The organism is Aerosakkonema funiforme FACHB-1375, from assembly GCF_014696265.1.
Lineage (GTDB): Bacteria > Cyanobacteriota > Cyanobacteriia > Cyanobacteriales > Aerosakkonemataceae > Aerosakkonema > Aerosakkonema funiforme_A.
On record NZ_JACJPW010000017.1, the window covers coordinates 1 to 26,289 of the forward strand.

Annotated in this window: 16 protein-coding genes; 12 read left to right on the plus strand and 4 right to left on the minus strand. The window is 44.5% G+C overall.

What is annotated here, in order from left to right; all coding sequences use genetic code 11:
* Positions 1-165: 165 nt before the first annotated feature.
* The 3 genes from H6G03_RS08670 to H6G03_RS37525 form a co-directional block, all read right to left on the minus strand.
* On the minus strand, positions 166-1,131 hold the full coding sequence (locus H6G03_RS08670) for a LysR family transcriptional regulator (protein WP_190463924.1): 966 nt from the start codon (positions 1,129-1,131) through the stop codon (positions 166-168).
* A 127-nt stretch (positions 1,132-1,258) separates the two neighbouring features.
* Positions 1,259-2,557: a HEAT repeat domain-containing protein gene (locus H6G03_RS08675; protein ID WP_242057177.1), complete on the minus strand. Its 1,299-nt coding sequence runs from the start codon at positions 2,555-2,557 to the stop codon at positions 1,259-1,261.
* A 31-nt stretch (positions 2,558-2,588) separates the two neighbouring features.
* Complete coding sequence (locus H6G03_RS37525) at positions 2,589-2,795, minus strand: hypothetical protein (protein ID WP_191057292.1); 207 nt, start codon at positions 2,793-2,795, stop codon at positions 2,589-2,591.
* A 515-nt stretch (positions 2,796-3,310) separates the two neighbouring features.
* On the opposite strand from H6G03_RS37525, the gene H6G03_RS08680 reads away from it, so the two are divergent.
* The 12 genes from H6G03_RS08680 to H6G03_RS08735 all read left to right on the plus strand — a co-directional run bounded on the left by H6G03_RS08680 (position 3,311) and on the right by H6G03_RS08735 (position 20,498).
* Complete coding sequence (locus tag H6G03_RS08680) at positions 3,311-4,864, plus strand: ferredoxin--nitrite reductase (protein WP_190463925.1); 1,554 nt, start codon at positions 3,311-3,313, stop codon at positions 4,862-4,864.
* Positions 4,865-5,222: 358 nt separating this feature from the next.
* Complete coding sequence (locus H6G03_RS08685) at positions 5,223-6,572, plus strand: CmpA/NrtA family ABC transporter substrate-binding protein (RefSeq protein WP_190463926.1); 1,350 nt, start codon at positions 5,223-5,225, stop codon at positions 6,570-6,572.
* A 97-nt stretch (positions 6,573-6,669) separates the two neighbouring features.
* On the plus strand, positions 6,670-7,512 hold the full coding sequence (gene ntrB, locus H6G03_RS08690; protein WP_190463927.1) for a nitrate ABC transporter permease: 843 nt from the start codon (positions 6,670-6,672) through the stop codon (positions 7,510-7,512).
* 135 nt (positions 7,513-7,647) lie between these two features.
* Entirely contained in the window at positions 7,648-9,681 is a 2,034-nt protein-coding gene (locus H6G03_RS08695; RefSeq protein ID WP_190463928.1) for a nitrate ABC transporter ATP-binding protein, read from the plus strand.
* A gap of 138 nt (positions 9,682-9,819) precedes the next feature.
* Positions 9,820-10,647: an ABC transporter ATP-binding protein gene (locus H6G03_RS08700; protein ID WP_190463991.1), complete on the plus strand. Its 828-nt coding sequence runs from the start codon at positions 9,820-9,822 to the stop codon at positions 10,645-10,647.
* A 731-nt stretch (positions 10,648-11,378) separates the two neighbouring features.
* Entirely contained in the window at positions 11,379-13,379 is a 2,001-nt protein-coding gene (locus H6G03_RS08705; protein ID WP_190463929.1) for a ferredoxin--nitrite reductase, read from the plus strand.
* Between the two features lie 162 nt (positions 13,380-13,541).
* Positions 13,542-15,074: a NarK family nitrate/nitrite MFS transporter gene (locus H6G03_RS08710; protein WP_190463930.1), complete on the plus strand. Its 1,533-nt coding sequence runs from the start codon at positions 13,542-13,544 to the stop codon at positions 15,072-15,074.
* A gap of 91 nt (positions 15,075-15,165) precedes the next feature.
* Positions 15,166-17,385: a molybdopterin oxidoreductase family protein gene (locus H6G03_RS08715; RefSeq protein WP_190463931.1), complete on the plus strand. Its 2,220-nt coding sequence runs from the start codon at positions 15,166-15,168 to the stop codon at positions 17,383-17,385.
* 13 nt (positions 17,386-17,398) lie between these two features.
* Positions 17,399-17,914: a phosphate-starvation-inducible PsiE family protein gene (locus tag H6G03_RS08720; protein WP_199315218.1), complete on the plus strand. Its 516-nt coding sequence runs from the start codon at positions 17,399-17,401 to the stop codon at positions 17,912-17,914.
* Between the two features lie 270 nt (positions 17,915-18,184).
* Positions 18,185-19,093: a TIGR02587 family membrane protein gene (locus H6G03_RS08725; protein WP_190463933.1), complete on the plus strand. Its 909-nt coding sequence runs from the start codon at positions 18,185-18,187 to the stop codon at positions 19,091-19,093.
* Positions 19,090-19,473 (plus strand): hypothetical protein, encoded by a 384-nt coding sequence (locus tag H6G03_RS08730; RefSeq protein ID WP_190463934.1) that lies wholly within the window; start codon positions 19,090-19,092, stop codon positions 19,471-19,473. The genes H6G03_RS08725 and H6G03_RS08730 overlap by 4 nt, the downstream gene beginning before the upstream one ends.
* Positions 19,474-19,478: 5 nt before the next feature.
* Positions 19,479-20,498 carry a DNA-methyltransferase gene (locus H6G03_RS08735; protein WP_190463935.1) on the plus strand — a complete coding sequence of 340 codons (1,020 nt, stop codon included), beginning with the start codon at positions 19,479-19,481 and terminating at the stop codon, positions 20,496-20,498.
* 2 nt (positions 20,499-20,500) lie between these two features.
* Here the strand turns inward: H6G03_RS08735 and H6G03_RS08740 are convergent, their stop codons facing one another.
* Positions 20,501-26,164: an AAA family ATPase gene (locus H6G03_RS08740; protein WP_322111876.1), complete on the minus strand. Its 5,664-nt coding sequence runs from the start codon at positions 26,162-26,164 to the stop codon at positions 20,501-20,503.
* Positions 26,165-26,289: the final 125 nt, after the last annotated feature.

Here is a 26,289-nt window from a genome sequence, read left to right on the forward strand (position 1 = left end):
GGCTAGGGGCTAGGGGAGTGGGGGAGTGGGGGGAGTGGGGGGAAATATTATCTACAATTTCTGGTTTTCTGGGGTATTCTGCGGTTGTGTTGCTCTCCCGCTCTCCCGCTCTCCCTCTTCCTTTCCCTTTTCCCGACGCCCTAACCCCTAACCCCGACGCCCTTTTTATATTGCAATACTCTGCGGCAAAGAAGCAGCGATACTGGTAGTTGGAGAGGAAACGCTCAGCAATTCAGTTTGGAGACCGATTAACTTGTGAACTAGGTGACGGAAATGTTTAATTGGTGGAATTTGAATCCGATCGCACGTTGTCACCAATACCACTTGACGCTTCAAAGTCGGTTCGCCAGTCGATCGCACCACCAGCGTCGGGTCGTAATGGGCATCAATCACGGCTGTTTTGGGCAGTAAGGCGATCGCATCACCTTGTCGCACCATTCCTCTAAAGGCATCCAGCGTGTTCAATTCCAACACTGCATTCATCGGTGCGCCCAAACGCTGAAATTGATCTTGGACTAAACGTTGCATCCCATAGCCTACCTTAAATACGACTTGCGGGTAACGGGTGATTTCCGACCACGGTATCCGTTCGTACATTGCCAGGGGATGGTTTGCCGCCATTAAAACTTCTATAGGCTCAGTATAAAGTACATCGACTACCATTTCCGGACTGGCGGTTAAAAAGCGATTATTCATCACAATAGCGACATCGACCAGTCCATCTTTGAGGACTTTCAAAGCGCGATCGCTACCCAGGGACGTCACTCGCAATTGTACTGCTGGGTAGTCTTGACAAAACTTTTGCAATACCGGCGGTAAATTATAAGCGCAGATAGAAGGAATAGCGGCTACACAGAGTTCCGGTTGTTTCCCTGCCAGCAACTCCGATAATTCCTGCGTCGCATTATCCCACTCCTGGCAGATTTTGCGAGCGCGGGGTAAAAAGCGTTCCCCTGCCAGGGTTAGTTTTGCCTGGGTACTCCGGTGAAACATCTGCAAACCCAGATCTGTTTCCAGGGACTGAATTTGCCGGCTGATCGTGGATTGGGTAACGCCACATTTTCGCGCTGCTTGCTGAAAGCTACCTGTTTCAGCGATCGCCAGAAATGCCTGTAACTGCTCGACGCGCATGATGATGTAGCCCGCTTGACAATTAGGTGTTGCTTTGACCTTAGCCGATCTGCGACTGTATTTTAGTAGATTTTGATACAGCCCAGGATTGGATCTTGGATATCAGATCGAATTTTCAATCTAAAATCTAAAATTCTTGAAGGGCGATCGCAATTCCTTGTTTCCATTCTTGTGTGAGATTTTCGTTGCCAGCCAGCTGCTGTAATTGTACAATTGCGGTGGGAAATTTTTTGAGCGCCGCCGTTGCGTGCAGCCTTACCCCCAAATCCGGATCTGCCAGCATCTGAATCAGAGGATGTATTGCTTGGGGATGTTTTAGGTGTCCCAAACTGATTGCCAAAGCTTGTTTGACACTGGAATCTTGAAGTGCTGGATGCTGGGATTTCAAAGCATCGATTAAAATGCGAGCGGCGTCGGGTGCTAAATGCGCCTGTTCCACTCGTCCCAGAAGCGTTACGATTTCTTGATATGTAGCGATCGGCGCAAAGGTAAGCGCTGCTTGTAAATGTGCCAGAGCCCTTGGTGTTTCGATCCAGCTTAAAGAACGAACGCATTGCAGCTGTAACGACATTGGTAGCGAAGGCGAACTCAGCACTTGAAATAAAGCATCAGCAGCGGCGTCAGTTCCCAGGCGTCCCAACGTACTGGCAGCAGCAGCGCAAACTTCTGGATTAAAGTCCCAAACCAGAGGTACGATTTGACTGACCAGATTTAATTCCTCCAGTAAGTCAGACCGCAGTCCCAAACCAATTATCGCTTCCCGTCTGACTGGCGCAGCTACGTCCTTGAGAGCATTTAGCAGTACTAGCGGGATGCGGGGGTCGTGAAAACTGCTGAGTGCTTCGATCGCAGCTGCACGCACCGACACTTGCTTATCTTTAACAACACCTAACAGAGGGGTAACGATCTCGGAACGGCGGATATGGGAAAGACTGCGTACCGCCAACAGGCGCGTTTCTTCTGCTGCTAATAACTCCGTCAAAGCTGCGATCGCAAAACGGAAAGCATGATGTTTCTGCGCCGATTGTCCCAAATTAGCCAGCGCTTCTGCTGCCATCGCACTTAGTTCTTCCGTTTGTGACGTTTTCAAAATCTCCACTAAAGCGGTTACCGCTTCTATGCTGTCAAATTCTGCTAATATGCGTGCCACAAACCAGCGTAATTCTTCTTCTGCCTCTTCGTCTTTCCAAATCTCAATCAAAGGCGCGATCGCTCTATTTCCCAAGCTGGGGAACACTTTCGCCACATCCCAGCGTTCTTGAAAATCTCCTTCTGTTAAAATCTCCAAAGCCCAATCCAGTATACGTGTAACATTGGTTGCCAGGAAATTTTTACGCTCTAGCATCTGGCTGATGTATTGATTTAGCAATGCCCAATTTTGTTGTTTGGCTGCAATAGTAGCTTGTTCTAAAACATCGCTCATCATCTGCTCAACTTTCCACTTGAATTTCGCTTAACTATTTGACCTGTTTTTCAGTAATTTTATCTTTAATGATTTTGTCTTTTCCGTTGGCAAGCTTATCCTTGAATTTATCTCTTTCATACCGAATGCCTGTTTTTATTAAATTTGACAAAATCAAAAGCAATATTTCCAACTTAACCTGCCTTATCGCAATTTTTACAAAAAATCGCCCCGTAATTTTTAGAGGCGATCGCTTTCTCACATTGGAGGTTTGGAATAGGTCTTATGAAGATTAAAGGTATTTTCGCTTAGCCAAAATTTTCGTATAAGGGTATACTAAACTTTAGTTTATATGCTGATAATCGATAATTTTAATGTTATTTTTGCATAATTTGCAAGTTTTGCCTTTCGTCATCACCCATCAGTCATAACTTTTTACGGCTAACACCAAGCTGCATTCACAAAGTTAACTATATTGCGCCTCTACTTGCCGGCGAGCCAACAATGCCATTTGTACGCACATCAGCTTTATCGGCGATGCGTCATGCAAAAGCAGCATTAGTTTTATGCAATTTCTTCATATATTGAAACATTTTGTAATCAAAGATACGAATTGAAACAAATAGTGCCGATAACTTAATACTAACAATCCAAAACACATAACTTAGGCTTATATATCGGGCGGCAAACCCAGCACGAAAAGCCAAATTCACGTTTTAGCTTTGCGTAAGCATTCAGGCGGTAATTCCAGAGGCAGGTTAGCACGAGGGATAATTCATGACAAACGCAGCCACAGCAACGGCAAGTCTGAACAAATTTGAAAAATTCAAAGCCGAAAAAGATGGCTTAGCAGTCAAAGCCGAGCTAGAAGACTTTGCCAGGATGGGCTGGGAAGCAATGGATGAAACCGATCGAGAACATCGGCTCAAATGGTTGGGTATATTCTTCCGTCCTGTCACCCCTGGCAAGTTCATGATGCGGATGCGGCTACCCAACGGCATCATCAGCTCAGATCAAATGCGAACCCTAGCCGAAATAGTACAGCGGTATGGTTCGGACGGCAATGCCGATATCACCACCAGACAAAACTTTCAGTTGCGCGGTATTCGTATAGAAGACTTAGCCGATATTTTCTGTAAGCTCAAAGCAGTCGGCTTGACGAGCATCCAGTCGGGTATGGATAATGTCCGCAACATCACCGGCTCACCAGTAGCAGGGATTGATGGGGACGAACTGATCGACACGCGGGGACTTTGCCGTCAAGTCCAAGACGCGATTACCAATAACGGCGAAGGTAACCCTGCGTTTACCAACCTACCTCGGAAATTTAATATTGCGATCGCCGGATGCCGCGACAACTCGGTTCACGCCGAAATCAATGATATTGCTTTCGTTCCCGCTTATAAAAAGGGAATTTTAGGATTTAACGTGCTAGTCGGCGGCTTTTTCTCCGCCAAACGCTGCGAAGCTGCTGTACCGCTAAACGCTTGGGTTTCACCCAGCGATGTGCTGCGCTTGTCTGTTGCCATTTTAATGGTTTATCGAGACAACGGCTTGCGATCGAATCGACAAAAAGCACGCTTGATGTGGCTGATAGATGAGTGGGGAATAAACAAATTCCGAGCCGAAGTAGAAAAACAGCTAGGACAATCCCTACAAACAGCAGCAGAAAAAGATGAGATAGTTTGGGAAAAACGCGACCACATCGGCGTTTTTCGTCAAAAGCAACTGGGTTTGAACTATGTTGGCTTGCACATCCCCGTCGGACGACTGTATGCCCAAGATATGTTTGACCTGGCAAGGATGGCAGACGTTTACGGCAGTGGAGAAATTCGCCTCACAGTCGAACAAAACGTCATTATTCCTAACATCCCCGATACGCGCTTACAAGCTTTCTTAGCCGAACCGATATTGGATAAATTTTCCATCAACCCAGCACCATTAAAACGGGCGTTAGTTTCTTGTACAGGGGCGCAATTTTGCAACTTTGCCCTCATCGAAACTAAAAACCGGGCGCTGGAAATTATTCAGGAATTGGAAGCCGAAATATCTGTAAGTAAAGCAGTACGAATTCACTGGACTGGTTGTCCAAACTCTTGCGGTCAACCCCAAGTAGCCGATATTGGTTTAATGGGAACCAAAGTCAGAAAAAATGGCAAAACCCTCGAAGGAGTTGATATCTATATGGGCGGAAAAGTAGGCAAGGACGCTCATCTAGGTAATTGTTTAATGAAGGGTATTCCTTGCGAAGATTTGAAGCCTGTTTTAGTTGATTTATTAATCGAGCATTTCGGCGCTCAATTAAAGGAACAGCAGCTTACCTGTGTTTAATTTAAACTGAGGCAAACAGCCAGCGATCGGGCAGATTTAAATCTAAAAATGTTTTACGCTCGATCTACCCGATCTCAAGTAGAGTAAGCAAGTTTTTTTGAGTTAGTTGCATTTTGCTACAAATGATACTTTTTGGGGAAATATTTTCGTGTAAAGTGTAGGTTAAGTGCTGGCTTTTTATTAAGCAGAAAAGTTTCTAGACTTATCCAAATTAAATCTGCCCTACCTACACTCTACCGATTTCTGCGGAGGCAATAATTAACGCCGTCCCAGAATTCCCTATAAGGGTTGTGCAAAAATATTTGTAGCGCAACAAAAAACCACAACCGCAGAATTAGTTACCGACAGGTGAATGAAAATGACCAGATTTACGAGAAGGCAATTTATTATTACAGCAGGAGCAACCGCAGCCGGTACTCTACTCGCTCACGGCTGTACTTCCAACTCCGCCAATACAACTTCGACAACGAATTCGACTTCATCTCCCTCCGCAGTTCCTGCTGTAAATGTCAGCAACGGCGACGCTCCAGAAGTGACTGCTGCCAAGCTGGGATTTATCGCTCTGACAGACTCCGCCCCTCTAATTATTGCTAAAGAAAAAGGCTTATTTGCCAAGTACGGTATGAAGGATGTGGAAGTACTCAAACAAGCTTCCTGGCCGGTAACTCGCGATAATTTAGAACTCGGTTCTCAAGGCGGTGGTATTGATGGAGCGCATATCCTCAGTCCCATGCCTTATTTGATGAGCTTGGGACAAACAAAGACCAAGCAACCGGTTCCCATGTACCTTTTGGCAAGGTTAAATACTAACGGGCAAGCTATTTCTGTTGCTAGTACTTATAAAGAATACAAGCTTGGTTTGGATAGCAAAGTACTCAAAGAAGCTTTTACAAAGCAGAAAGCTGCTGGCAAAAACGACCTCAAAGTTGCCATCACATATCCTGGCGGTACGCACGATTTGTGGATGCGTTATTGGTTAGCATCTGGTGGTATCGATGTCACGAAACAGGATATTGTTTCTGTGATTCCCGTTCCACCTCCGCAGATGGTAGCGAACATGAAAACGGGTAACATGGAAGCATTCTGTGTGGGAGAACCCTGGAACGCGCAGCTGGTAAACCAAGGCAAAGGTTACACAGCTTTAGTTACCGGAGAATTGTGGAAAGACCATCCAGAAAAAGCATTTGCGATGCGTGCGGATTGGGTAGATAAATATCCCAAAGCAGCGAAGGCAATTTTGATGGCAGTACAGGAAGCGCAGCAGTGGTGCGACAAGCTGGAAAACAAAGAGGAAATGTGCCAAATTGTCTCGCAACAGAAGTGGTTTGCCGTACCAGCAGCAGATATTATCGAACGTTCTAAAGGCAACATCGATTATGGCGACGGTCGCCCATTAGTTCAGAGCAGTCCTCTACTGATGAAGTTCTGGTCAGATTTTGCTTCTTATCCGTATAAGAGTCACGACACCTGGTTTTTAACTGAAGATATTCGCTGGGGCTATATCCCTGCTGATACCAACGTAAAAGAACTTGTTGATAAAGTAAACCGCGAAGATTTGTGGAAAGAAGCAGCGAAAGCTTTGAAAGTTGCGGATGCGGAAATACCGACCAGTACATCTCGCGGTGTGGAAACGTTTTTCGATGGTGTGAAGTTCGATCCCGAAAAACCGGAAGAGTATTTAAAGGGTCTGGCGATCAAGAAAGCCTAGTATTATTTAATTTCAGATTTTAGATTTTAGATTTCAAATCTAAAATCTGAAAATTGACAGTTGAAAATTCAAAATTGATTGGTAACTGGAGAAAAGAATGACGGCTCAACTGGAAAGAAGGTTGAATATACGCAGGGGACGGAATCCCATAAATGTATTTCTGCAAAAAAACTCAGCCAAAGTAATTCGCCCGTTAATTGCGCTCGCTATATTTATGGTGATATGGCAAGTGCTTTGTCCGCCGGGATCGCAAGGTTTGCCAGGGCCATTACAAGTTCTGCAAGACACTTGGAATCCCTTGATTATCAATCCTTTTTTTGATAACGGCGGTACGGATAAAGGCTTGGCATTGCAAATATTTGCCAGCTTGCAACGGGTGGCGATCGGCTTTTCGCTAGCCACCGTGGTAGGAATAAGTCTGGGTATCGCGATCGGCGCTAACAAATTCTTGTACGACGCTTTAGATCCGATATTTCAAGTAGTACGTACAATTCCACCCTTGGCTTGGCTGCCCATTTCTCTAGCCGCATTTCAACAAAGCAATCCATCCGCTATCTTCGTAATTTTTATCACAGCCATCTGGCCGATTATTATCAACACTACGGTGGGCGTACAGCAACTGCCTCAAGATTACAGAAACGTTGCTAGAGTCTTACAATTATCAGGGCCTGAGTATTTCTTTAATGTTTTGTTTCCTGCGACAGTTCCGTACATTTTTACAGGTTTGAGAATTGGCGTAGGTTTATCTTGGCTGGCAATTGTGGCAGCAGAAATGTTGGTAGGTGGTGTTGGCATCGGTTTCTTCATTTGGGATGCTTACAACAACTCTCAACTCAGCCGAATTATCATCGCCCTAATTTATGTCGGTGTAGTGGGATTATTACTCGATCGCCTCGTCGCCTACATCGCCTCGATCGTTGTCCCAGCAGAACACAAATAGGGAAGTCAAAAGTCAAAAGTCAAAAGTCAAAAGAAAGGGGTTAGGGGTTAGGGAAAGTCAATCATTCAAAAATTCCTCCTCTTCCCTCTTCCCCTAACCCCTAACCCCTAGCCCCTAACCCCTAACCCCTAAAGTATGTCTGTATTCGTAGAAGTCGATCACGTAGACCGCATATTCTCTTTACCGAATGGTGAGAGTTATGTCGCCCTCAAAAATATCGAATTGAAGATAAAACAGGGTGAATTTATCTCCTTAATCGGACACTCTGGCTGCGGTAAATCCACCTTGCTAAATACGATCGCAGGTTTGGATCGCCCGACAAAAGGCGGCGTTATCTTAGAAGGGCGACAAGTTACCCAGCCAGGGCCCGATCGCATGGTGGTGTTTCAAAATTATTCGCTGCTACCTTGGCTGACGGTACGCCAAAATATTGCTTTGGCTGTCAATCGAGTCATGCGACGTCAACCTAAAGGCGATCGTCGCAGCATTGTCGAACATCATATAGATTTGGTAGGCTTGCGACACGCAGCCGATAAGCGCCCCTGCGAATTGTCCGGCGGGATGAAACAGCGAGTGGCGATCGCCCGCGCTTTAGCCATTCGGCCCAAGTTGCTGTTGCTGGACGAACCCTTCGGTGCTTTGGATGCCTTAACGCGGGGTGGCTTGCAAGAACAATTGATGCAAATCTGCGAAGAAAGCCATGTCACCTGCGTGATGGTAACTCACGATGTTGATGAAGCGCTACTGCTGTCCGATCGCATTGTCATGCTTACCAATGGCCCAGAATCTCACATCGGTCAAATATTGGAAGTCCCCATTCCGCGACCTCGCCACCGCATGGAGGTAGTAAATCATCCCATTTACTACAACTTGCGTAACCAAATGATTTATTTCCTGAATCAGCAAAAGCGGGATAAGAAACGCAAGGCGAAGCAAACAGCAGCAGCAGGCAATACCAATACCAAAGGTGCGATCGTTTCTCAAACTAGAGAAAAACTCAACTTAAACATTGGTTTTCTTCCCCTCACAGACTGCGCCCCCTTGGTAGTTGCCCAAGAAAAAGGTTTATTCCAAAAATATGGGTTAGAAGAAGTTAACCTTTACCGCGAACAAAGCTGGGATGCGATCGCAGAAGGTATCGCCACCGGACGCCTAGACGCCGCCCCAATGGTGACGGGTATGCCTTTAGCCATGACTTTGGGTATGGGTGGCAACACTCCCATCCCCGTAATTACTGGCGCAGTCCTCAGTCGCAACGGTAACGCCATTACCTTAAGTAATAGATTATTCGAGCAAGGGGTACGCACGCTCAAAGATTTTAAAGCAGCGATCGCCAAAAATAAAGATCGAGTTTACACTCTCGGCATCGTCCACGAGTCCTCGATGCACAATCTCATGCTGCGTTACTGGCTGGCTTCCGGAGGTATCGATCCAGACCGAGATGTCAATCTGGTAGTTGTTCCACCAGAACAAATGGTGAAGCACCTGAAAGCTGGCAACATTGACGGTTACTGTGTGGGTGAACCTTGGAATTGCCGCGCCATTTACGAAGGTTTGGGTTTTGCGATCGCTACCGACCTGGATATTTGGCCGGGAAATCCTGAAAAAGTGCTGGGAGTGCGAGAAGATTGGGCAGATCGGTTTCCTGAAACTCATATCGCTCTGCTCAAAGCTATCTTAGAAGCTTGCGCCTATTGTGACGATCGGCGCAACCGCGAAGAAATTTTGCAATGGTTGTGTCAGCCAAACTATGTTGGTGTGGCGGCTGAATATATCCGTCCCGGTTTCTTGGGTCACTATAACTCTGGTACGGGCGCACCAACTCAACTGCTGCCCAGATTTAATTTGTTTCACTACGACAATGCTAACTGTCCGGGTAGAGCTGAGGGGTTATGGATCTTGACTCAGCTGGCGCGTTGGAATATTACTCCTTTCCCCAAGAACTGGATCGAAGTTTTAGAAAGAGTGCGTCGGGTAGACTTGTTCGGTGAAGCGGCGCGTCAGTTGGGATGGCCCGATATCGAACCCGATCGCAAACCTTTCCAACTGTTTGACGGTGTAGTGTTTGACCCGGACGATCCTCTCGGCTATCTCAAACGCCTGACTATTTGCCGCGAGTTTAACATCCAAGAAGTTGTTATCGATCGAACAGCAACTGAGGCGGCTTAACTTTTTCCCTCGGATGTTAACCCGAAAAATGGAACCAATTGGTTCCATTTTTCCGAGAACTGAATTTTATCGCCCAAGGGCGACATTTTTCCAAAAAAGAAAATTATTATGTCCCACCCTACCCTCATTCCCCATACTATGCAAACTGCAACCACCCTTCAAAAACAGCCAACTCCACCAAAAGCGCCGATCCTGGAAATCGAGAACGTTTCCAAGCTTTATGCCACACCCAAAGGCCCCTATACAGTTCTGGAAGATGTTAACCTCACGGTTTACGAAGGCGAATTTGTCTGCGTCATCGGTCACTCCGGGTGCGGGAAGTCTACGCTGTTGAATATGGTGGCCGGTTTCAACAAGCCGACTGATGGAGAAGTGCGGTTGCGCGGTTCCCGCATTACCAAACCTGGCCCAGACAGAATGATGGTGTTCCAAAATTACGCGCTTTTGCCTTGGAAGACTGCTTTTGATAACGTTTACCTGGCAGTGAAAGCGGCGCATCGAAACAAATCCAAGCTTGAGAAAATGACTATTACCAGGCAACATCTGGAGTTGGTGGGACTGACAGAAGCTGCCCACAAGCGCCCCAGCCAGCTGTCGGGTGGGATGAAACAGCGAGTTGCGATCGCACGCGCTTTGGCTATGCGTCCGGAAATTTTGATTTTAGATGAGCCGTTTGGTGCTTTGGACGCCATCACCAAGGAGGAACTGCAAGAAGAGCTGCTGCAAATTTGGCGGCAAAACCGCGTTACTGTGTTGATGATTACCCACGATATAGATGAAGCGCTGTTTCTTGCCGATCGGGTAGTGATGATGACTAATGGCCCGCACGCCAAGATTGGCGAGATCGTGGAAGTTCCTTTTTCCCGTCCGCGCGATCGAGCCGCCATCATGGAAGATTCACAATACTACGAACTGCGTAATTACGCCTTGGACTTCCTCTTCCGGCGCTTTGCTCATGCGGAATAAGGGAATAGGGGCTAGGGGCTAGGGGCTAGGGGAAGAGAGAGTGGGGGAGCGGGGGAGTGGGAGAGTGGGGGAGTGGGGGAATACATCTTTTTCCTCTCCCCTCTTCCCTCTTCCCTCTTCCCTCTTCCCTAGCCCCTAGCCCCTATTCCCTATCCCCTATTCCCTATTCCCAGACGTGCAATCGATGTAGAAACAGCATTATTCATATGCACTGAACTCATATTTACCCTATTTTTGTAACTATGTATACGAATTTACCCTTGTATTTCCCATAGCGTAACTAATAGACAAATCAAGAAAGCAGCACAGCTGGCTCAATATAGATGCAAATGCCTGCACCCAATCAAGTCAAACTTGTTCGCTGGAAACAACTTTTTAATCCTGCGTTTATTTGCTATTCCCCCCAAGGCAGAGACAATACCTCTGAAGATAGATATGTAAGATTAAACTTATGTTTTGTAGCAAATTCTACGAAATTAATAGATCGGAATGTTTAACCTGACATAAAAGGAATTTAAACCAAACATTCAGAAGTTAAGCAATTAAGCTAGGAGCAGATAAAGTTCACACTTTTATTAACATCCAAAACTCATCTATTGACGAAAACAGGATTTCTGCTTGGCAATTGCTAAACTTATGAAACTATTTTTAATGGTGTCAATCGGTAAATGTAAACATTGGAGCTAATAGCAAGTTTGGGTAGGCATTTAAGGATTGAGGAGAATTAATCGATGACAAGCACCGCTACAGTAACCGCAACGCAGAACAAATTTGAAAAATTCAAAGCGGAAAAAGATGGACTCGCCATCAAAGCAGAATTAGAGCATTTTGCCCAAATCGGTTGGGAGGCGATGGATGAAATCGATCGCGATTATCGCCTCAAATGGGTAGGCTTCTTCTATCGCGCTGTGACTCCTGGCAAGTTTATGCTGCGGTTGCGGATACCCAATGGCATTTTAACCGCCAGTCAAATGCGAGTACTTGCAGAAATCGTGCAGCGTTACACAAAAGCTTCGGGATTTCAAAAAGAAGGCAATGCCGATATTACTACTAGGCAAAACATCCAAATTCGAGGAATTCAAATTGAGGACGTACCGCATATTTTCAATCGGTTGCTGTCAGCCGGTTTAACTAGCGTGCAGTCCGGTATGGACAATGTTCGCAACATTACAGGTTCGCCTGTTGCAGGTATCGATGCCGATGAATTGATCGATACAGTCGGCATCACGCGCAACCTACAAGATACGATTACCAAAAACGGTGAAGGTAACCCGGAATTTAGCAATTTGCCCCGGAAATTCAACATTGCAGTGGCAGGTTGCCGCGATAATTCAGTTCACGCTGAAATTAACGATATTGCCTTCATTCCCGCGTATAAAGATGGCGTTATCGGATTTAACGTTTTGGTTGGTGGATTCTTTTCTGCCAAACGCTGCGATGCCGCAATTCCTCTGCACGCTTGGGTGCCACCGGAAGATGTTGTACCTGTCAGTCGGGCTATTTTAGAAGTTTATCGCGATAGCGGATTGCGGGCAAACCGACAAAAGTCGCGCCTGATGTGGTTGATTGATGAATTGGGTTTGGAGGGTTTTCGATCGCAAGTCGAAAAATATCTGGGTCGTCCCCTGCAACCGGAAGCAGAAAAAGATGAAATCGAATGGGAAAAGCGCGACCATATCGGCGTTTATCGTCAGAAACAACACGGTTTGAACTATGTCGGTTTACACGTTCCCATCGGACGGATGTATGCCAGCGATATGTTTGAACTGGCGAGACTGGCGGAAGTTTACGGTAGTGGCGAAATTCGTCTTACTGTCGAGCAAAATCTGATTATTCCCAATATTCCAGATACTCGTCTGCAAGCTTTCTTAGCAGAACCTTTACTGCAAAAGTTTCCGATCGATCCCAAACCTTTGCAACGGGCCTTAGTTTCTTGCACAGGTGGAGAATTCTGCGGTTTCGCCTTAATTGAAACCAAAAATCGAGCGTTAGGGATAATTAAGGAATTGGATGCAGAATTATTTCTACCCAAACCAGTTAGAATTCACTGGACTGGTTGCCCAAATTCCTGCGGTCAACCCCAAGTCGCCGATATCGGTTTAATGGGTACAAAAACGCGCAAAGATGGCAAAGCTGTGGAAGGCGTTGACCTCTTTATGGGTGGCAAGGTAGGTAAGGATGCCCAACTCGGTAGCTGTGTAAAAAAGGGTATTCCTTGTGAAGATTTGAAGCCGATATTGCAGGATTTGCTCATCGAAAAATTTGGGGCAAGATTAAAGACAGAAGAGGAAAAACAAACAGATAGTTCGGCAAAAATTCAGATAGATGAATTGGATTTTGCGCCATTGCCAAGCTTAGATACAGCTTCTCTCAATGGCAAATCGCAACCATCTTCTGCTGAAGCGCAAACAGGTCAACTAGCAGAACCGGTTATTTCAGCGCCTGCCAAACAGTCAGAAATTTCTCAAGCTGCGGTAATTTCTTTTGTTAAATCCGGTAAGGAAATTAACTGCGATCGCAACCAATTTGTTTTAGATATTGCCGAACAAGAAGGAGTTGATATTCCCAGCAGTTGCCGATCGGGAACCTGTGGAACTTGCAAGCAGAAACTGCTAGAAGGTGAAGTGAAATATGAAGGAGAACCCGAAGCTCTCGATGATAGCGATCGCGAACAAGGGTACATTTTGACCTGCATATCCCACCCAGTCGGACGAGTTGCGATCGATGCTTAATAGATTTGGGATTTTGGATGAGAGCATTTTGGATTTAATTAGCACTTTAATCTGAAATCGCTAGTTTAAAAAGTTGAATCCGTGTAATCCAGGCGATATCAAACTTCGTCAGTAGGAATTATTGTCTTAATTTCGCTATTTTGCAGTTAAAGGAAGGTTTTCATGCTCCTAGAAATGTGGTCTTTAAAAGGGCGATACAAAATATTGCACTTTACTTGGTTCGCCTTTTTTCTGACCTTTGTATGTTGGTTTAACTTTGCTCCATTCGCTACAACAATAGGCAAGGATTTACATCTAGAAGAAGCTCAAATCAAGACCCTGTTAATCTGCAATCTCGCTTTGACAATTCCGGCGCGAATTATCATCGGGATGCTGCTAGATAAATTCGGCCCGCGCATCACCTATTCCTTTTTGTTGATGTTTGCGGTTGTGCCTTGTTTAGCTACAGCAATGTCCCAAAATTTTACGGAATTAGTCATCAGCCGTTTGCTGATGGGTATTGTCGGTGCGGGATTTGTAGTTGGCATTCGTATGGTGTCCGAATGGTTCCCGCCTAAAGAAATTGGTCTTGCAGAAGGTATTTACGGAGGTTGGGGTAATTTCGGAGCATTTGGTGCTGAATTTGCCCTACCTACCATCGCAATTTCTACCGCTTTTCTGGGAGGAGGAGCAACTAACTGGCGTTTGGCGATCGCACTTACAGGCATTATTGCCGCGCTTTACGGCTGGGTTTATTACAATAACGTACAAGATACTCCCCCAGGCGCTACCTATAAAAAACCCAAAAAAGCTGGCGCGTTGGAAGTTACGAGCGCTCGCAGCTACTACGCAATGCTGGTATCGAATTTTGGGTTAATTTTTGCTCTCGGTTTATTGGCTTGGCGGTTAGCTCAACCTAAAATTCACTTTCTCAATAGCGATGGGTTGTTAATTGTTTGGTTCCTCTTGGGATGGCTATTTGTTTACCAAACTATTAAAGCTTGGCACGTAAATAAAGATGTAGTTGAAGGCAAGAAAATTTATGCGCCTTCAGAACGTTATCAGTTTCGTCAAGTCGCTATTCTAGAACTGTGCTACATAGTCACCTTCGGCTCCGAATTAGCAGCTGTTTCTATGTTGCCAGCTTTCTTTGAAAAAACCTTTGCGCTCGAACACGTAACCGCAGCAATGATTGCCGCCACCTATCCATTTTTGAACTTAGTTTCTCGTCCCAGCGGCGGTTTGATTTCCGATAAATTGGGAAGTCGCAAATGGACGATGACAATTCTGGCAGGTGGGGTAGGAGTTAGCTATCTGATGGCTCACTTTATCAACTCTAGCTGGTCGATACCGATGGCGATCGGGATAACAATGTTGTCTGCTTACTTTGCTCAAGCAGGTTGCGGTTCTACCTACGCGATCGTACCCCTAATTAAAAAAGAAGTTACCGGACAAATCTCTGGAAATGTGGGAGCTTATGGCAACTTTGGCGGTGTAGTTTTTCTGACAGTTTTTAGCTTGACAGACGCTCCGACTCTGTTTACAACAATGGGTGTAGCGGCTTTAGTCTGCGCTTTCCTGTGCGCCTTCTTCTTGAAAGAACCTAAAGGTTCCTTTGCCGCACACTATGAAGGTGAAGCAGAAGAAGCAAAAGTGGAAAAAGTAACGCCAACAATTCCCAAGACTTGGCTGGCTTACGAACAAGAACAAGAATAGTCGTTTGAGATTTCAAATTTTAGATTTTAGATTGGAAATCTGAAATCTGAAATTTGAAATCTGAAATTTGAAATCTGAAATCTGAAATTTTATGACTGACTCAACAAAAACACTTTGTCCTTATTGTGGTGTTGGCTGTGGTTTGGAAGTATCGCCGCCAGCGCAACCGGGTAAGCCGGTAAATCGAGACAGTCAAGGGTATCCCACCTGGAAAGTACAGGGCGATCGCGCACATCCTTCCAGTCAAGGTATGGTTTGCGTTAAAGGTGCCACAATTGCGGAATCTTTAAACAAAGACCGACTTCTATATCCCATGATGCGCGAATCGCTCGATCGACCATTTCAACGAGTCACCTGGGAAGAAGCCCTCAACGCCATCGTTAATCGCATCCAAACCGTTCGCTTCACTCAAGGGCCAGAAGCCATTTGTATGTATGGCTCCGGTCAATTTCAAACGGAAGATTATTACATCGCTCAAAAACTATTAAAAGGCTGCCTCGGCACGAATAACTTTGATGCCAATTCGCGTTTGTGTATGTCTAGTGCGGTGGCAGGTTACATTCAAAGTTTTGGTGCTGATGGTCCGCCCTGTTGCTATGATGATTTGGATTTAACAGATTGTGCTTTTTTAATCGGCACCAACACCGCCGAATGCCACCCAATTATTTTCAATCGACTGCGGAAACACCACAAAAAAAACAACGGCAAAGTCAAAATGATTGTTGTCGATCCGCGTCGCACTACTACTGCCGAAGCAGCAGACTTACATCTAGCGATCCAACCCGGAACTGACATTGATTTGTTAAATGGCATTGCCCATCTGTTGCTGCGTTGGGGTTACATTAACAGCGAATTTATTGACGAATGCACTAGCGGTTTTCCCGCCTATGCTGATGTGATTCGCCAATATCCACCAGAGTTGGTCGCCAGAAAGTGCGGCATCAAAGTCGATGAATTGGAAATGGCGGCGCGATACTGGGGCGAATCGAAACGAGTTCTCTCCATGTGGTCGATGGGAGTAAATCAATCCTCTGAAGGTACAGCCAAAGTCCGCACCATCATTAACTTGCACTTGATGACAGGTCAGATTGGCAACCCTGGCGCGGGGCCATTTTCTCTCACAGGTCAGCCAAATGCGATGGGAGGACGGGAAGCGGGCGGTCTAGCCCACCTCCTGCCAGGGTACCGAGTTGTGAAAAATGCCGTACATCGCGCCGAAATAGAGCAGTTTTGGGGTTTACCGGCAGGACGGATCTCTGCTGCACCCGGTCTTTCCGTGTGGGAGATGATTACTGGGTTAGAAGCCGGTCAAGTGGGATTTTTGTGGGTGGCGGCGACCAATCCAGCTGTGAGTATGCCAGATTTGGAACGCACGAAAAAAGCTTTGTGGCGATCGCCCTTCACTGTCTACCAAGACGCCTATTATCCCACAGAAACAGCTAACTACGCTCACGTTCTCCTCCCAGCTGCCCAGTGGAGTGAAAAAACTGGCGTGATGACCAATTCGGAACGGCGCATCACTCTTTGTTCGGCATTTCGCGAAGCCCCAGGCGAAGCAAGGGCAGATTGGGAAATTTTTGCGGAGGTGGGACGCCGTTTGGGTTTTACAGAACAGTTCAAGTTTGCCAATTCTGCCGAAGTTTATGCGGAATTTGTGCAGCTGACGAGAAAACGTCCCTGCGATATGACTGGTGTCAGTCACGAAAGGTTGGCCACCGAAGGCCCGCAACAGTGGCCCTGTCCCGATCGCTCATCGTCTGCTGAATCTCAATCTCAAAGGCTTTACACGGATTTTCGCTTCCATACTCCCGACGGACGCGCCCGTTTTGGGGCGTATCACTCGCGGGGATTGGCAGAACCTCCCGATCCTGACTATCCTTTTGTCCTTACCATTGGTCGTCTGTACGGTCATTGGCACACTCAAACCCGCACGGGTAGGATTGAAAAAATTCGCCAAATGCACCCAAATCCTTTTATCGAAATACATCCCCGCGATGCTGGGAAGTTGGGTATTCAGGAGGATACTTGGGTTGAAGTCCGCAGCCGTCGCGGTATGGCGCGATTTCCTGCGAAAGTGACAGAGGCGATCGCTCCCGGAACAGTGTTTGTACCTATGCACTGGGGCGCACTCTGGGCAGAAAATGCAGAAGCCAACGCCCTCACCCATCCAGAAGCTTGCCCTGACTCCCTAGAACCAGAACTAAAAGCCTGCGCTGTAAAATTAGTGCCGATTACAGCCGATATCAAAACAGCCGACACTTTCCTGCAATACCCAAAATCTAGTATGCTTTCAGCATCGCCTTCTGTATGAAGTAAACATAAAAATGGGGTTTTTGAGGAACGTATCTAAAAGAATCAGCGGTCACGGCAAGGACGAGGAGTTTCTTGGCTTTATCGAACACATAGAAACCCTTGTCTCCAAAATCCTATCTTTGGCAATGGTCGTTGTCATCCTGATCGCAGTTTTTGACTTGATGGTCATTCTCGGTAAAGAATTATTCTTTGACCATTCAGTTGGTAGGTTTAACGAATTTTTAGTTAATATATTTGGTGTATTTTTAAGCATATTAATAGCTCTGGAAATATTAGAGAATATCACTGCATACCTCCGAAAACACGTTGTTCAAGCCGAATTAGTTGTAGTCACTTCTCTGATAGCGGTGGCTCGGAAGATCATTATTCTCGACTTTAAAAAAACTGACGGAGTAGAGCTGATCGGTTTGGGAATTTCTATCCTTGCCTTATCCATGAGTTACTGGATTATTCGCACTGTTAATAATAGAGTGCCTAATGATAGAAAGGCTAAACACAGCGACAAAAAAATAGGCCATGACGAATGACTGTTGACACTTCTGCCCATAGGGGGAAAGTCAAAAGTCAAAAATTAAGAGGGAGAGGGGTTAGGGGTTAGGGCGTCGGGGTTAGGGAAGAGCGAAGAGGGAGAAATTTTGACTTTTGACTTTTGACTCCATCAGCTCTCCCAGCGACGATCGCCCAGATAGTACACTAAGCATAGGTGGCAAAAAAGTTTTGTAGCCTATGTAACAAACTGATAGATCTGCAATCACCCATTACTACCCTGCATTCAATGGCTGGGGATTCTAACGGCTATGAGTTCCAAAACTAGCAAGAATAGTCGCCGTACCGATTTGGGAAAGGCGCGATCGCTTGCCGATTCCCTACAAGAATACTTCCGAGGTGTTGTTGGCGGTATCATGTTCAGCTTGCCGCTAATTTATACGATGGAAGTATGGTGGGCTGGTTTTACCGAACATCCCTTGCGGATTTTCCTTTACTTCCTCGCCACTTTCACCTTGTTACTGGGTTACAACCGCTACGCTGGATTGCGGCGTTCTGCCAGCCGTTTGGAAGTGGTAATCGATTCTGTAGAAGAATTAGGACTGGGAATATTGGTTGCAGCTGCCTTCCTCTGGTTGTTGGGGCGCATCACATTGGATATGACTGCCGATGAAATTATCGGTAAAATCGTCGTGGAAGCGATGACGGTTGCGATCGGCGTTTCTGTGGGTACAGCCCAGCTTGGTGGCGCAGATCCAGAAAACATGGATACGGGGATGAAAGGTGAAGAACAGCAATCTGGCTTGCCCAGTCCCGGTCGAGACGAAGTTGATTTTTGGGGCCAAGTTATCATTTCTTTATGCGGGGCGGTTTTATTCGCTGCCAACGTAGCGCCGACAGAAGAAATTATCACGATCGCCACGCAAATCTCATCAGAAAGATTGATAGGATTAGCGTTAGTTTCTATGCTTCTCGGCACACTTATCCTTTTTTATAGCAACTTCACCGGCGCGAAACAGTTCACTCGCAGCGAGAGTCTATTTACTACCGTTTCCGGCACCGTTATCACCTATGCTGTCGCACTAATTGCTTCGGCGTCGCTGCTTTGGTTTTTCGGGCGTTTTGATGGAGTTGCACCGATTACTTGGGTGGCGCAAACAGTTGTGCTAGCACTGCCTGCAACCTTGGGAGCTTCTGCGGGAAGGCTTTTACTGCAATGAAAATAAGAGAAAAAAATTGGCTGGAATGGGTTGTTTTTGGGATGGCTTTGCTCCTTGTTGTCAGTACGCTGGGCTACCTAATTTACGATGCGGCAACTCTGAGTAAAATGCCGCCCGCGATTCAAGTTCAGCTTGGAGAACCGCAGCCAATTATGCAACACTTCATAGTTCCGGTTTCCGTTACAAATCAGGGCGATCGCACAGCCGAAGGCGTTCAAATTGAAGTTACCCTAGAAAGCACTAGCAAAGAAAAAGAAACTGCCCAATTTGAAATTGCATTTTTGCCCCGTCGAGCGAAGAGGGAAGGTTGGGTAACTTTTGAAACTGACCCCCGCAGCGCCAAACTAAAAGCACGCGCATTGGGCTATGAAAAACCGTAATATTTATGAGATTGAATCAACAAGCATATTACGAAACTAAACTTGGTGCTGCGTATCTGGGAGACAGCTTAGATTTGCTCCAACAAGTTCCCGATGAAAGTATCGACTTAATTTGCACATCGCCACCTTTTGCTTTAGTCCGAAAGAAAGAATATGGCAATGTGGATGCAGAAGAATACATTGAATGGTTTGAGCCATTTGCCAAACAATTTTACCGGGTGCTTCAGCCCAAAGGTTCCCTGGCGATCGACATTGGCGGTACTTGGGTGAAAGGTTATCCAGTGCGATCGCTCTATCATTTCGAGTTAGTTATTAAACTTTGCAAACCTCCCGAAAAAGGCGGTCTTGGCTTTTATTTAGCACAGGAACTTTACTGGTATAATCCAGCCAAACTTCCATCACCTGCCGAATGGGTGACAATCAGAAGAGAAAGGGTTAAAGATGCCGTCAATACAATCTGGTGGCTAGCTAAAGACCCCCATCCAAAAGCGAATAACAGAAGAGTTTTAAAGCCTTACAGCCAATCGATGCAGAACCTTCTCAAAAATGGTTACACTGCTAAGCTAAGACCTTCCGGACATCACATTTCTAACAAGTTTAGTAACGATCGAGGTGGTGCAATTCCACCTAATATTATAGATGCCAGAGAAGCAGAAGAAACCACAGAAATAGGAGAGCCTATAGTACAACCTGTCAACGTTATTTCAGCCTCAAACACATCATCAAACGATTACTATCAAAAAAGATGTAAAGAACAAGGATTGAAACCACATCCGGCCAGATTTCCGCAAGCATTACCGGAATTTATCATCAATTTGTGTACGGAACCGGGTGATTTAGTGTTAGATCCTTTTGCCGGTTCAAATATGACGGGTCGGGTGGCAGAAACCATGCAGAGACGATGGTTATCTTTTGAAATCGATCGCAGCTATATTGACGCTTCGCAAATCAGATTTGAGCCAAACGCTCCGCTTATTGTCGCACCACCTACCGAGAATTTTAATCAAGCGCACTTTTTGGAATAACTCTAACGATCGCATCGCTGTAAATAAATTTCAGCTACCCTATCTAAAGGATTAATTCGCAAACACTCAGAAAACCCTTTCGCCGCTTTACTCAAAGCATTATCATTGTATAATGATAATGCCTCTTTAAATATTGGTAGCGTTTGTAACTTGCCAGCTAATATTTCAGGGCGATCGGTATCAAATACTTCATAAACAGTAACCAATTCTGACTTGCCTTTCACCTTAACTTTGTCAATTAAACGTATGGCATACTCAGGCGAATTTTTCAATTGCGAAAAAGTATGGTGCGTGATTAATAATGACACGCCATAATTTTTCGTCAAACTTTCTACACGAGAAGCTAAATTAACTGCGTCGCTAATTACAGTACCATTCATACGGTTCGCTCCACCGACTGTTCCTAACATCAAATTACCAGTATTGATACCGATACCTATATCGATCGGAACGTAGCCAGAGTTACCGCGATGTTGGTTGTATATTTCCAAGCGCTTTAGCATAGCAATAGCAGCTTTTACTGCATCATCAGCGCTACCTCCAAATAAAGCCATAATTGCATCGCCAATGTATTTATCAATAAAGCCATGATTTTCACGGATGGCCGGTTCCATACGACTTAAATAAGAATTGATAAACCTAAAATTTTCCTCCGGTGTCATAGTTTCGCTAATAGTAGTGAAATCGCGAATATCCGAAAACAAAATTGACATCTCTTTTTCGACATTATCGCCCAATTCCACATCCACAATACTTTGCTTGTTCAAAAACTGGAGAAATTGCTGAGGTACAAAGCGTTCCAAAGCTTTATTTAGCTTAAACAATTCTGCTTCCGCTTTTTTGCGATCGCTAATATCCTGAAATGCGGCGATCGCATATACCAAATTGCCCTGTTCGTCATAGATGGGCGTTCCCGAACTTTCCAGAGAAACAATTTTGTCGGGGAAGCGAAGTTCGATATCATCGATTTTCACACTTTTTCCTTGCAAAGCATTGGCGATCGGATCGCGTTCCAAAGGATAAAGTCGATCGCTTCCCGCTTCATAAGCTTGATAAGCCGCGTGCAATCGATCGAGTTGAGTTGAAGAAACCAAACCTTGACGCAGAATTTGCCGTGCGGTTTCATTGACGTAGTAAGGACGCCCCTGCGGATCGGCGATAAACACCCCTACTGGAACTGCATTCAGAAATTGAGCTAATCGGCTTTCATTTTCCCGCAATTGCTTTTCACTGGCTTTTACTTCCGCGTAAAGTTTGGCATTGGTAATAGAGATGGCAGCTTGTCCCGATAACAATCGTAACAATTCACTTCTATCTGAAGTAAAAGCACCCATTATGAGGTTATTTTCCAGATAGATAATGCCTGTCAACTGTCCTCGATTCAAAACCGGGGCACACAAAATTGATTTAGGTTGATGTTGTTTTATATAGGGTTCGTTGATAAAATTACCCTCGCGGGTAGCATCATTTAATACTACACTCTCGTGTAGGCGAGCCACATAATTGATTAGTCCTACGGGTAAGCGATTTTCAATAGGAAGCGAATGCAAGACGCTGATGTTATCGGAATCTACTGTCCCAGATGCTTCGATCAGTAATTTTCCCTTATTTTCTAAAATTAAGTAGCCTTTTTCCGCGCCAGCATTTTCGATTAAAATTTTCATTAGTTTCACCAGCAACTTATCTAACTCTATTTCCTGAGAAAGCGCTTGCGATGCTTTCATTACAGTCTCTAAATCCAAATTTGAGCTAGAATTAGTGCTGGTTGAGATTCTGCTGTCTGCTAAGTAAGTGGAATTAAGAGGACTTAGCCCGGATGCGTTTAGTAACTGCGGGTATTTTTCTTCTAAATCTTTTACTTTGGCAATAGCTCCCCATTGCGTGTAAGCATAGTGTGCATCCTGCATATAAGTTTGGCCAATTTTTTCTCTACCCAGCGCCAAATAAAATTGGGCAGCTAACTCTAGGGCAAGTGCTTCTTCATTGATATATTCATTTTCTTTGGCTCCGGCGATCGCGCGATCGTACATCTTCATTGCTGTTAAAGTATTACCCAAAACTCTCGCTTTTTCTGCCTCTACAAGTTCGTACTTATGCTGATAATTAGTAGGAGCATTATCCGCCCAATGTCTCATTTTTTCCTGATTTGATTCTACTTGGCATAAGAAAATTTGTTGCTCGGCAGGTTCTTTATTGGTATACTCAGCTAACAGAGCTAGAGAATAGTAAAAGTTATGCGCCGAAAAGAACATTAATCCCTGCGAAGCACCTGCGTATTCTAGGGCTAAGTCGGCGTTTTTAATTGCTTGAGAATAATCCTTAAATAGGTAACATAGTATAGCTTTGGTAACATAAGTAAAAAAAACGGCAGTTCCATCCTTAACTTTTAGCAAATAAGGTAGCATTTCTACTTCATTAAAGCTACTACCAACTAGCTGAAATTTATTGTTATTTATACTTCTCAATTTTAAAGTTAATTCATGAAAAATTTTAATATGATTTACTGTAAGATTTTGTTTTAATTTTTGGAATAAGGCCAGGTAGTTCGCTTGCTTATTATCTACTATTTCTAGATTTTCTCCTATCCAAAATATATGCGAGCAATAATGGTTCGCAGAGTAGCTAGCATATTCTATATCTCCTGTATCTAAACCGCTTTCTACTCCCTCTAGTAAAGATTTTACTGTTGCTCTTGCTGGCTCTTTCCAATGTCGAATAAAACCGTTAAATGGTGCGTATACTTTACTCTCTATCTCTCTGCAATCAAATTGCTCTAACAGCTTTAAAGCTAGCAAACCGGAATAATATCCAGCCTCTAGATTGCCCATTGGGCCAGCAAGAATCATGCCGTAATCAACGTAGGCAAAAGGAGCTAGCGCTGAATGACCGTGTTCGATACAGAGATTGACAGCAGTCAAAATCACCTGCACAAAAACGGTAGGATTGGCGATAAAACTTGCAGCAGCGATGTTCATAAAAATTCGCATGGCTGCCAGTTTATTGGCATCTGTTAGAACAGGAATAGATTCTAAATCTTCCAGCCGAGGTAACTGAGCTACCTCACTTCCATCTTTTGGTAGTGGAGATAGCTTTACTCCCAACATTTCCACTACAAAGAGTCCTATTTCAATAGCTTTAACCAGCTCGTTTTGAGAAATAGCAACCTGAATTTTTAGTTCGTAAACTTTCACTTTGTCGAGCAGAGCGCTAGCTTGTTGCAGAACAGTTTCACCCAATTTTTCCATCTGCTCAAAGTCACGGTATAAGTATGCCGCTTCAGCTGCTCGATCGTACAAAGCTAAAGTAAGTTCGTAACAGCTACGCCAACTATCCACACTCAAAAATTTAATGCCAGCATAGCAATATTTGAGAGCCGCTTCATAAGCTGTCGCTGCTAGAGCTTTTTGACCCGCCATCAAATTTAGTTTCGCAATTTCGTTCCTTTCTTGTCGATCGAGTACGAGTTCTGCACCAATATTGAGATGATCGACAATCTCAAATATCTTTTCCGATAACGCTTCCGGAACGGTATTCTGTAACAGCAGACGACCTATTTGTAAGTGAACTGCGGTTTTTTGTGCTTCACCAATCAAAGCATAAGCAGCTTGCTGTACTCGATCGTGTAAAAATTGATAATTTGGAATCAACAATTGCTCATTTAGTTCGGACTTAGGTAAAATTAATCCGGACTGCATTGCCACTACAAGGCTAAAGAAAATTTCCCGCATAGCTTTGCCACAAATAATCGCCAAAGTGTTTAACTCAAATTGTGTGCCAATGCAAGCAGCCAAACGTAACACATCCTGTGTATAATTTGGTAATTTCTTCAACTTGTCTACCATCAAATCCACCACATTATCAGTGATACCAAGTCGCTCAATTTCCGTAATATCCCAGCGCCAATATCCTCTTTGATTGCCAGCATGAGGAAGGTTAAACGCAATTAAGTTTTCCGAGTACAGAGTTTTCAAGAATTCATTAACAAAAAAAGGATTGCCTCTCGTTTTCCGGATTACCAGTTCTGCTAGCGGTAAACTCGTTACGGTGTCGCTATGCAATGTATCGGCTAGCAGCTGATTAATATCTTGTAATCCCAAAGGTTCTAAAGTAATTTGATTAATCGTTGCCCCTTGTTTTCGTAAATCTTCAAGCGTCATCATCAAAGGATGCGTCGTGCTGACTTCGTTATCTCGATAAGCACCAATTAAATACAGATATTGCATATCAATATCCGTCGTCATCAGTTCTACGATCTTCAACGTTCCGGAATCTGCCCACTGCAAATCATCCAGAAAAATGACTAAAGGATGCTCCTTTGAACAACAAACACGTATGAAGTTTTGAAATACGAGATTAAAGCGATTTTGTGCCTCATTTAAACCTAGTTCTGGTACGCTTGGCTGCTTGCCAATAATTAATTCTACTTCCGGAATTACATCAATTACCACTTGTCCGTTAGTCCCGACAGCAACTTCTAATTTTTCTCGCCATTGCTGCAATTGAGTTTCTGTGTCGGTTAAAATTTGCTGTATCAATCCCTTAAATGCACTAACTATTGCCGAGTAGGGAATGTTACGCTGAAATTGATCGAATTTTCCAGAAATGAAATAGCCGTGATGGGCGGTAATCGGTTTATATAGTTCCTGTACTAATGCTGATTTCCCAATACCGGAATACCCTGCGACCAATAAAATTTCGGCTTGTCCGGAATTGCTTATTCTCTCAAATGTTGATAGTAAAGTTTTTAGTTCTGCCTCGCGACCGTAAAGTTTTTGGGGAATTTGAAATTTGTCTGAAATATCTTGATATCCTAAAACAAAATCCGATATTTTTTGAGACGATCGCCACTGATTTAAACAATTTTCCAAATCTACTTTTAATCCCCAGGCGCTCCGATACCTATCCTCGGCAGTTTTCGCCATCAATTTCATTACTATTTTCGACAAAATTGGCGGAATTTCTGAATTAATGTGATGCGGTGGTAGCGGCTGTTTCGCAATATGACAATGAACTAACTCTAGGGCGTTGTCAGTCTCGAATGGCAGTTTTCCAGTCAGCAATTCATAAAAAGTAACACCCAAAGAGTAAAAATCTGTGCGATAATCGAGAGCGCGATTCATCCGACCAGTTTGTTCTGGGGAAATGTAGGGAAGTGTACCTTCTAAAACGTTGGGATTTTTCAAGGTAGGATTTTCCCTAGTTAATTGAGTGGCAATGCCAAAGTCGATGATTTTCAACTGCTTTGTTGCTGGATTGAAAATTATATTCGATGGGTTGATATCTTTGTGGATAATATTAGCGGCGTGAATCTGACCCAAACTATCAGTAGTTGCGATCGCAATTTCGATAAATTCCAAGAGAGTAAATACTCGCTTCTTCATCCATAATTTCAAGGATTCTCCCCCAAAATCCTCTAAAACTATGCAGAGCGTGTTTTGATATTTTTCTTGGTTGTAGACTTTGATAATACCGGGATAATCGAGCGATCGCGTAATATAATATTCCTGTTTGTATTTAATCAGTTCGGAGAAAGTTGGATAGTTTAGCTTTAAAATTTTCAGTACCACAGGTTGATTATCCCGCTCTTGCCACCCACGATAAACCAAAGAATTGGCACTTTCGTAAATTTGCTCTAAAATTTGATAGCCTGTAAATACGAACATCATCACCGTATTTTTACTGAGATTTAAATTCGTTAATTTTACACGAACAAATACAGAAAGATTCGGTTGGCAACAATTGCCTACTCTGAAGATGCAGTTATGTTAACATAGCTTTTTTGGAGTTGGGG

What these genes read in the sequence shown, in the direction of transcription:
- H6G03_RS08730 (WP_190463934.1), top strand. Translation starts at nt 19,090, where the DNA reads ATGAAAATAAGAGAAAAAAATTGGCTGGAATGGGTTGTTTTTGGGATG.
- H6G03_RS08710 (WP_190463930.1), top strand. Translation starts at nt 13,542, where the DNA reads ATGCTCCTAGAAATGTGGTCTTTAAAAGGGCGATACAAAATATTGCAC.
- H6G03_RS08715 (WP_190463931.1), top strand. Translation starts at nt 15,166, where the DNA reads ATGACTGACTCAACAAAAACACTTTGTCCTTATTGTGGTGTTGGCTGT.
- H6G03_RS08700 (WP_190463991.1), top strand. Translation starts at nt 9,820, where the DNA reads ATGCAAACTGCAACCACCCTTCAAAAACAGCCAACTCCACCAAAAGCG.
- H6G03_RS08705 (WP_190463929.1), top strand. Translation starts at nt 11,379, where the DNA reads ATGACAAGCACCGCTACAGTAACCGCAACGCAGAACAAATTTGAAAAA.
- H6G03_RS08735 (WP_190463935.1), top strand. Translation starts at nt 19,479, where the DNA reads ATGAGATTGAATCAACAAGCATATTACGAAACTAAACTTGGTGCTGCG.
- ntrB (WP_190463927.1), top strand. Translation starts at nt 6,670, where the DNA reads ATGACGGCTCAACTGGAAAGAAGGTTGAATATACGCAGGGGACGGAAT.
- H6G03_RS08740 (WP_322111876.1), bottom strand. Translation starts at nt 26,164, where the DNA reads ATGATGTTCGTATTTACAGGCTATCAAATTTTAGAGCAAATTTACGAA.
- H6G03_RS08675 (WP_242057177.1), bottom strand. Translation starts at nt 2,557, where the DNA reads ATGATGAGCGATGTTTTAGAACAAGCTACTATTGCAGCCAAACAACAA.
- H6G03_RS08670 (WP_190463924.1), bottom strand. Translation starts at nt 1,131, where the DNA reads ATGCGCGTCGAGCAGTTACAGGCATTTCTGGCGATCGCTGAAACAGGT.
- H6G03_RS08695 (WP_190463928.1), top strand. Translation starts at nt 7,648, where the DNA reads ATGTCTGTATTCGTAGAAGTCGATCACGTAGACCGCATATTCTCTTTA.
- H6G03_RS08725 (WP_190463933.1), top strand. Translation starts at nt 18,185, where the DNA reads ATGAGTTCCAAAACTAGCAAGAATAGTCGCCGTACCGATTTGGGAAAG.
- H6G03_RS08680 (WP_190463925.1), top strand. Translation starts at nt 3,311, where the DNA reads ATGACAAACGCAGCCACAGCAACGGCAAGTCTGAACAAATTTGAAAAA.
- H6G03_RS08720 (WP_199315218.1), top strand. Translation starts at nt 17,399, where the DNA reads ATGGGGTTTTTGAGGAACGTATCTAAAAGAATCAGCGGTCACGGCAAG.
- H6G03_RS08685 (WP_190463926.1), top strand. Translation starts at nt 5,223, where the DNA reads ATGACCAGATTTACGAGAAGGCAATTTATTATTACAGCAGGAGCAACC.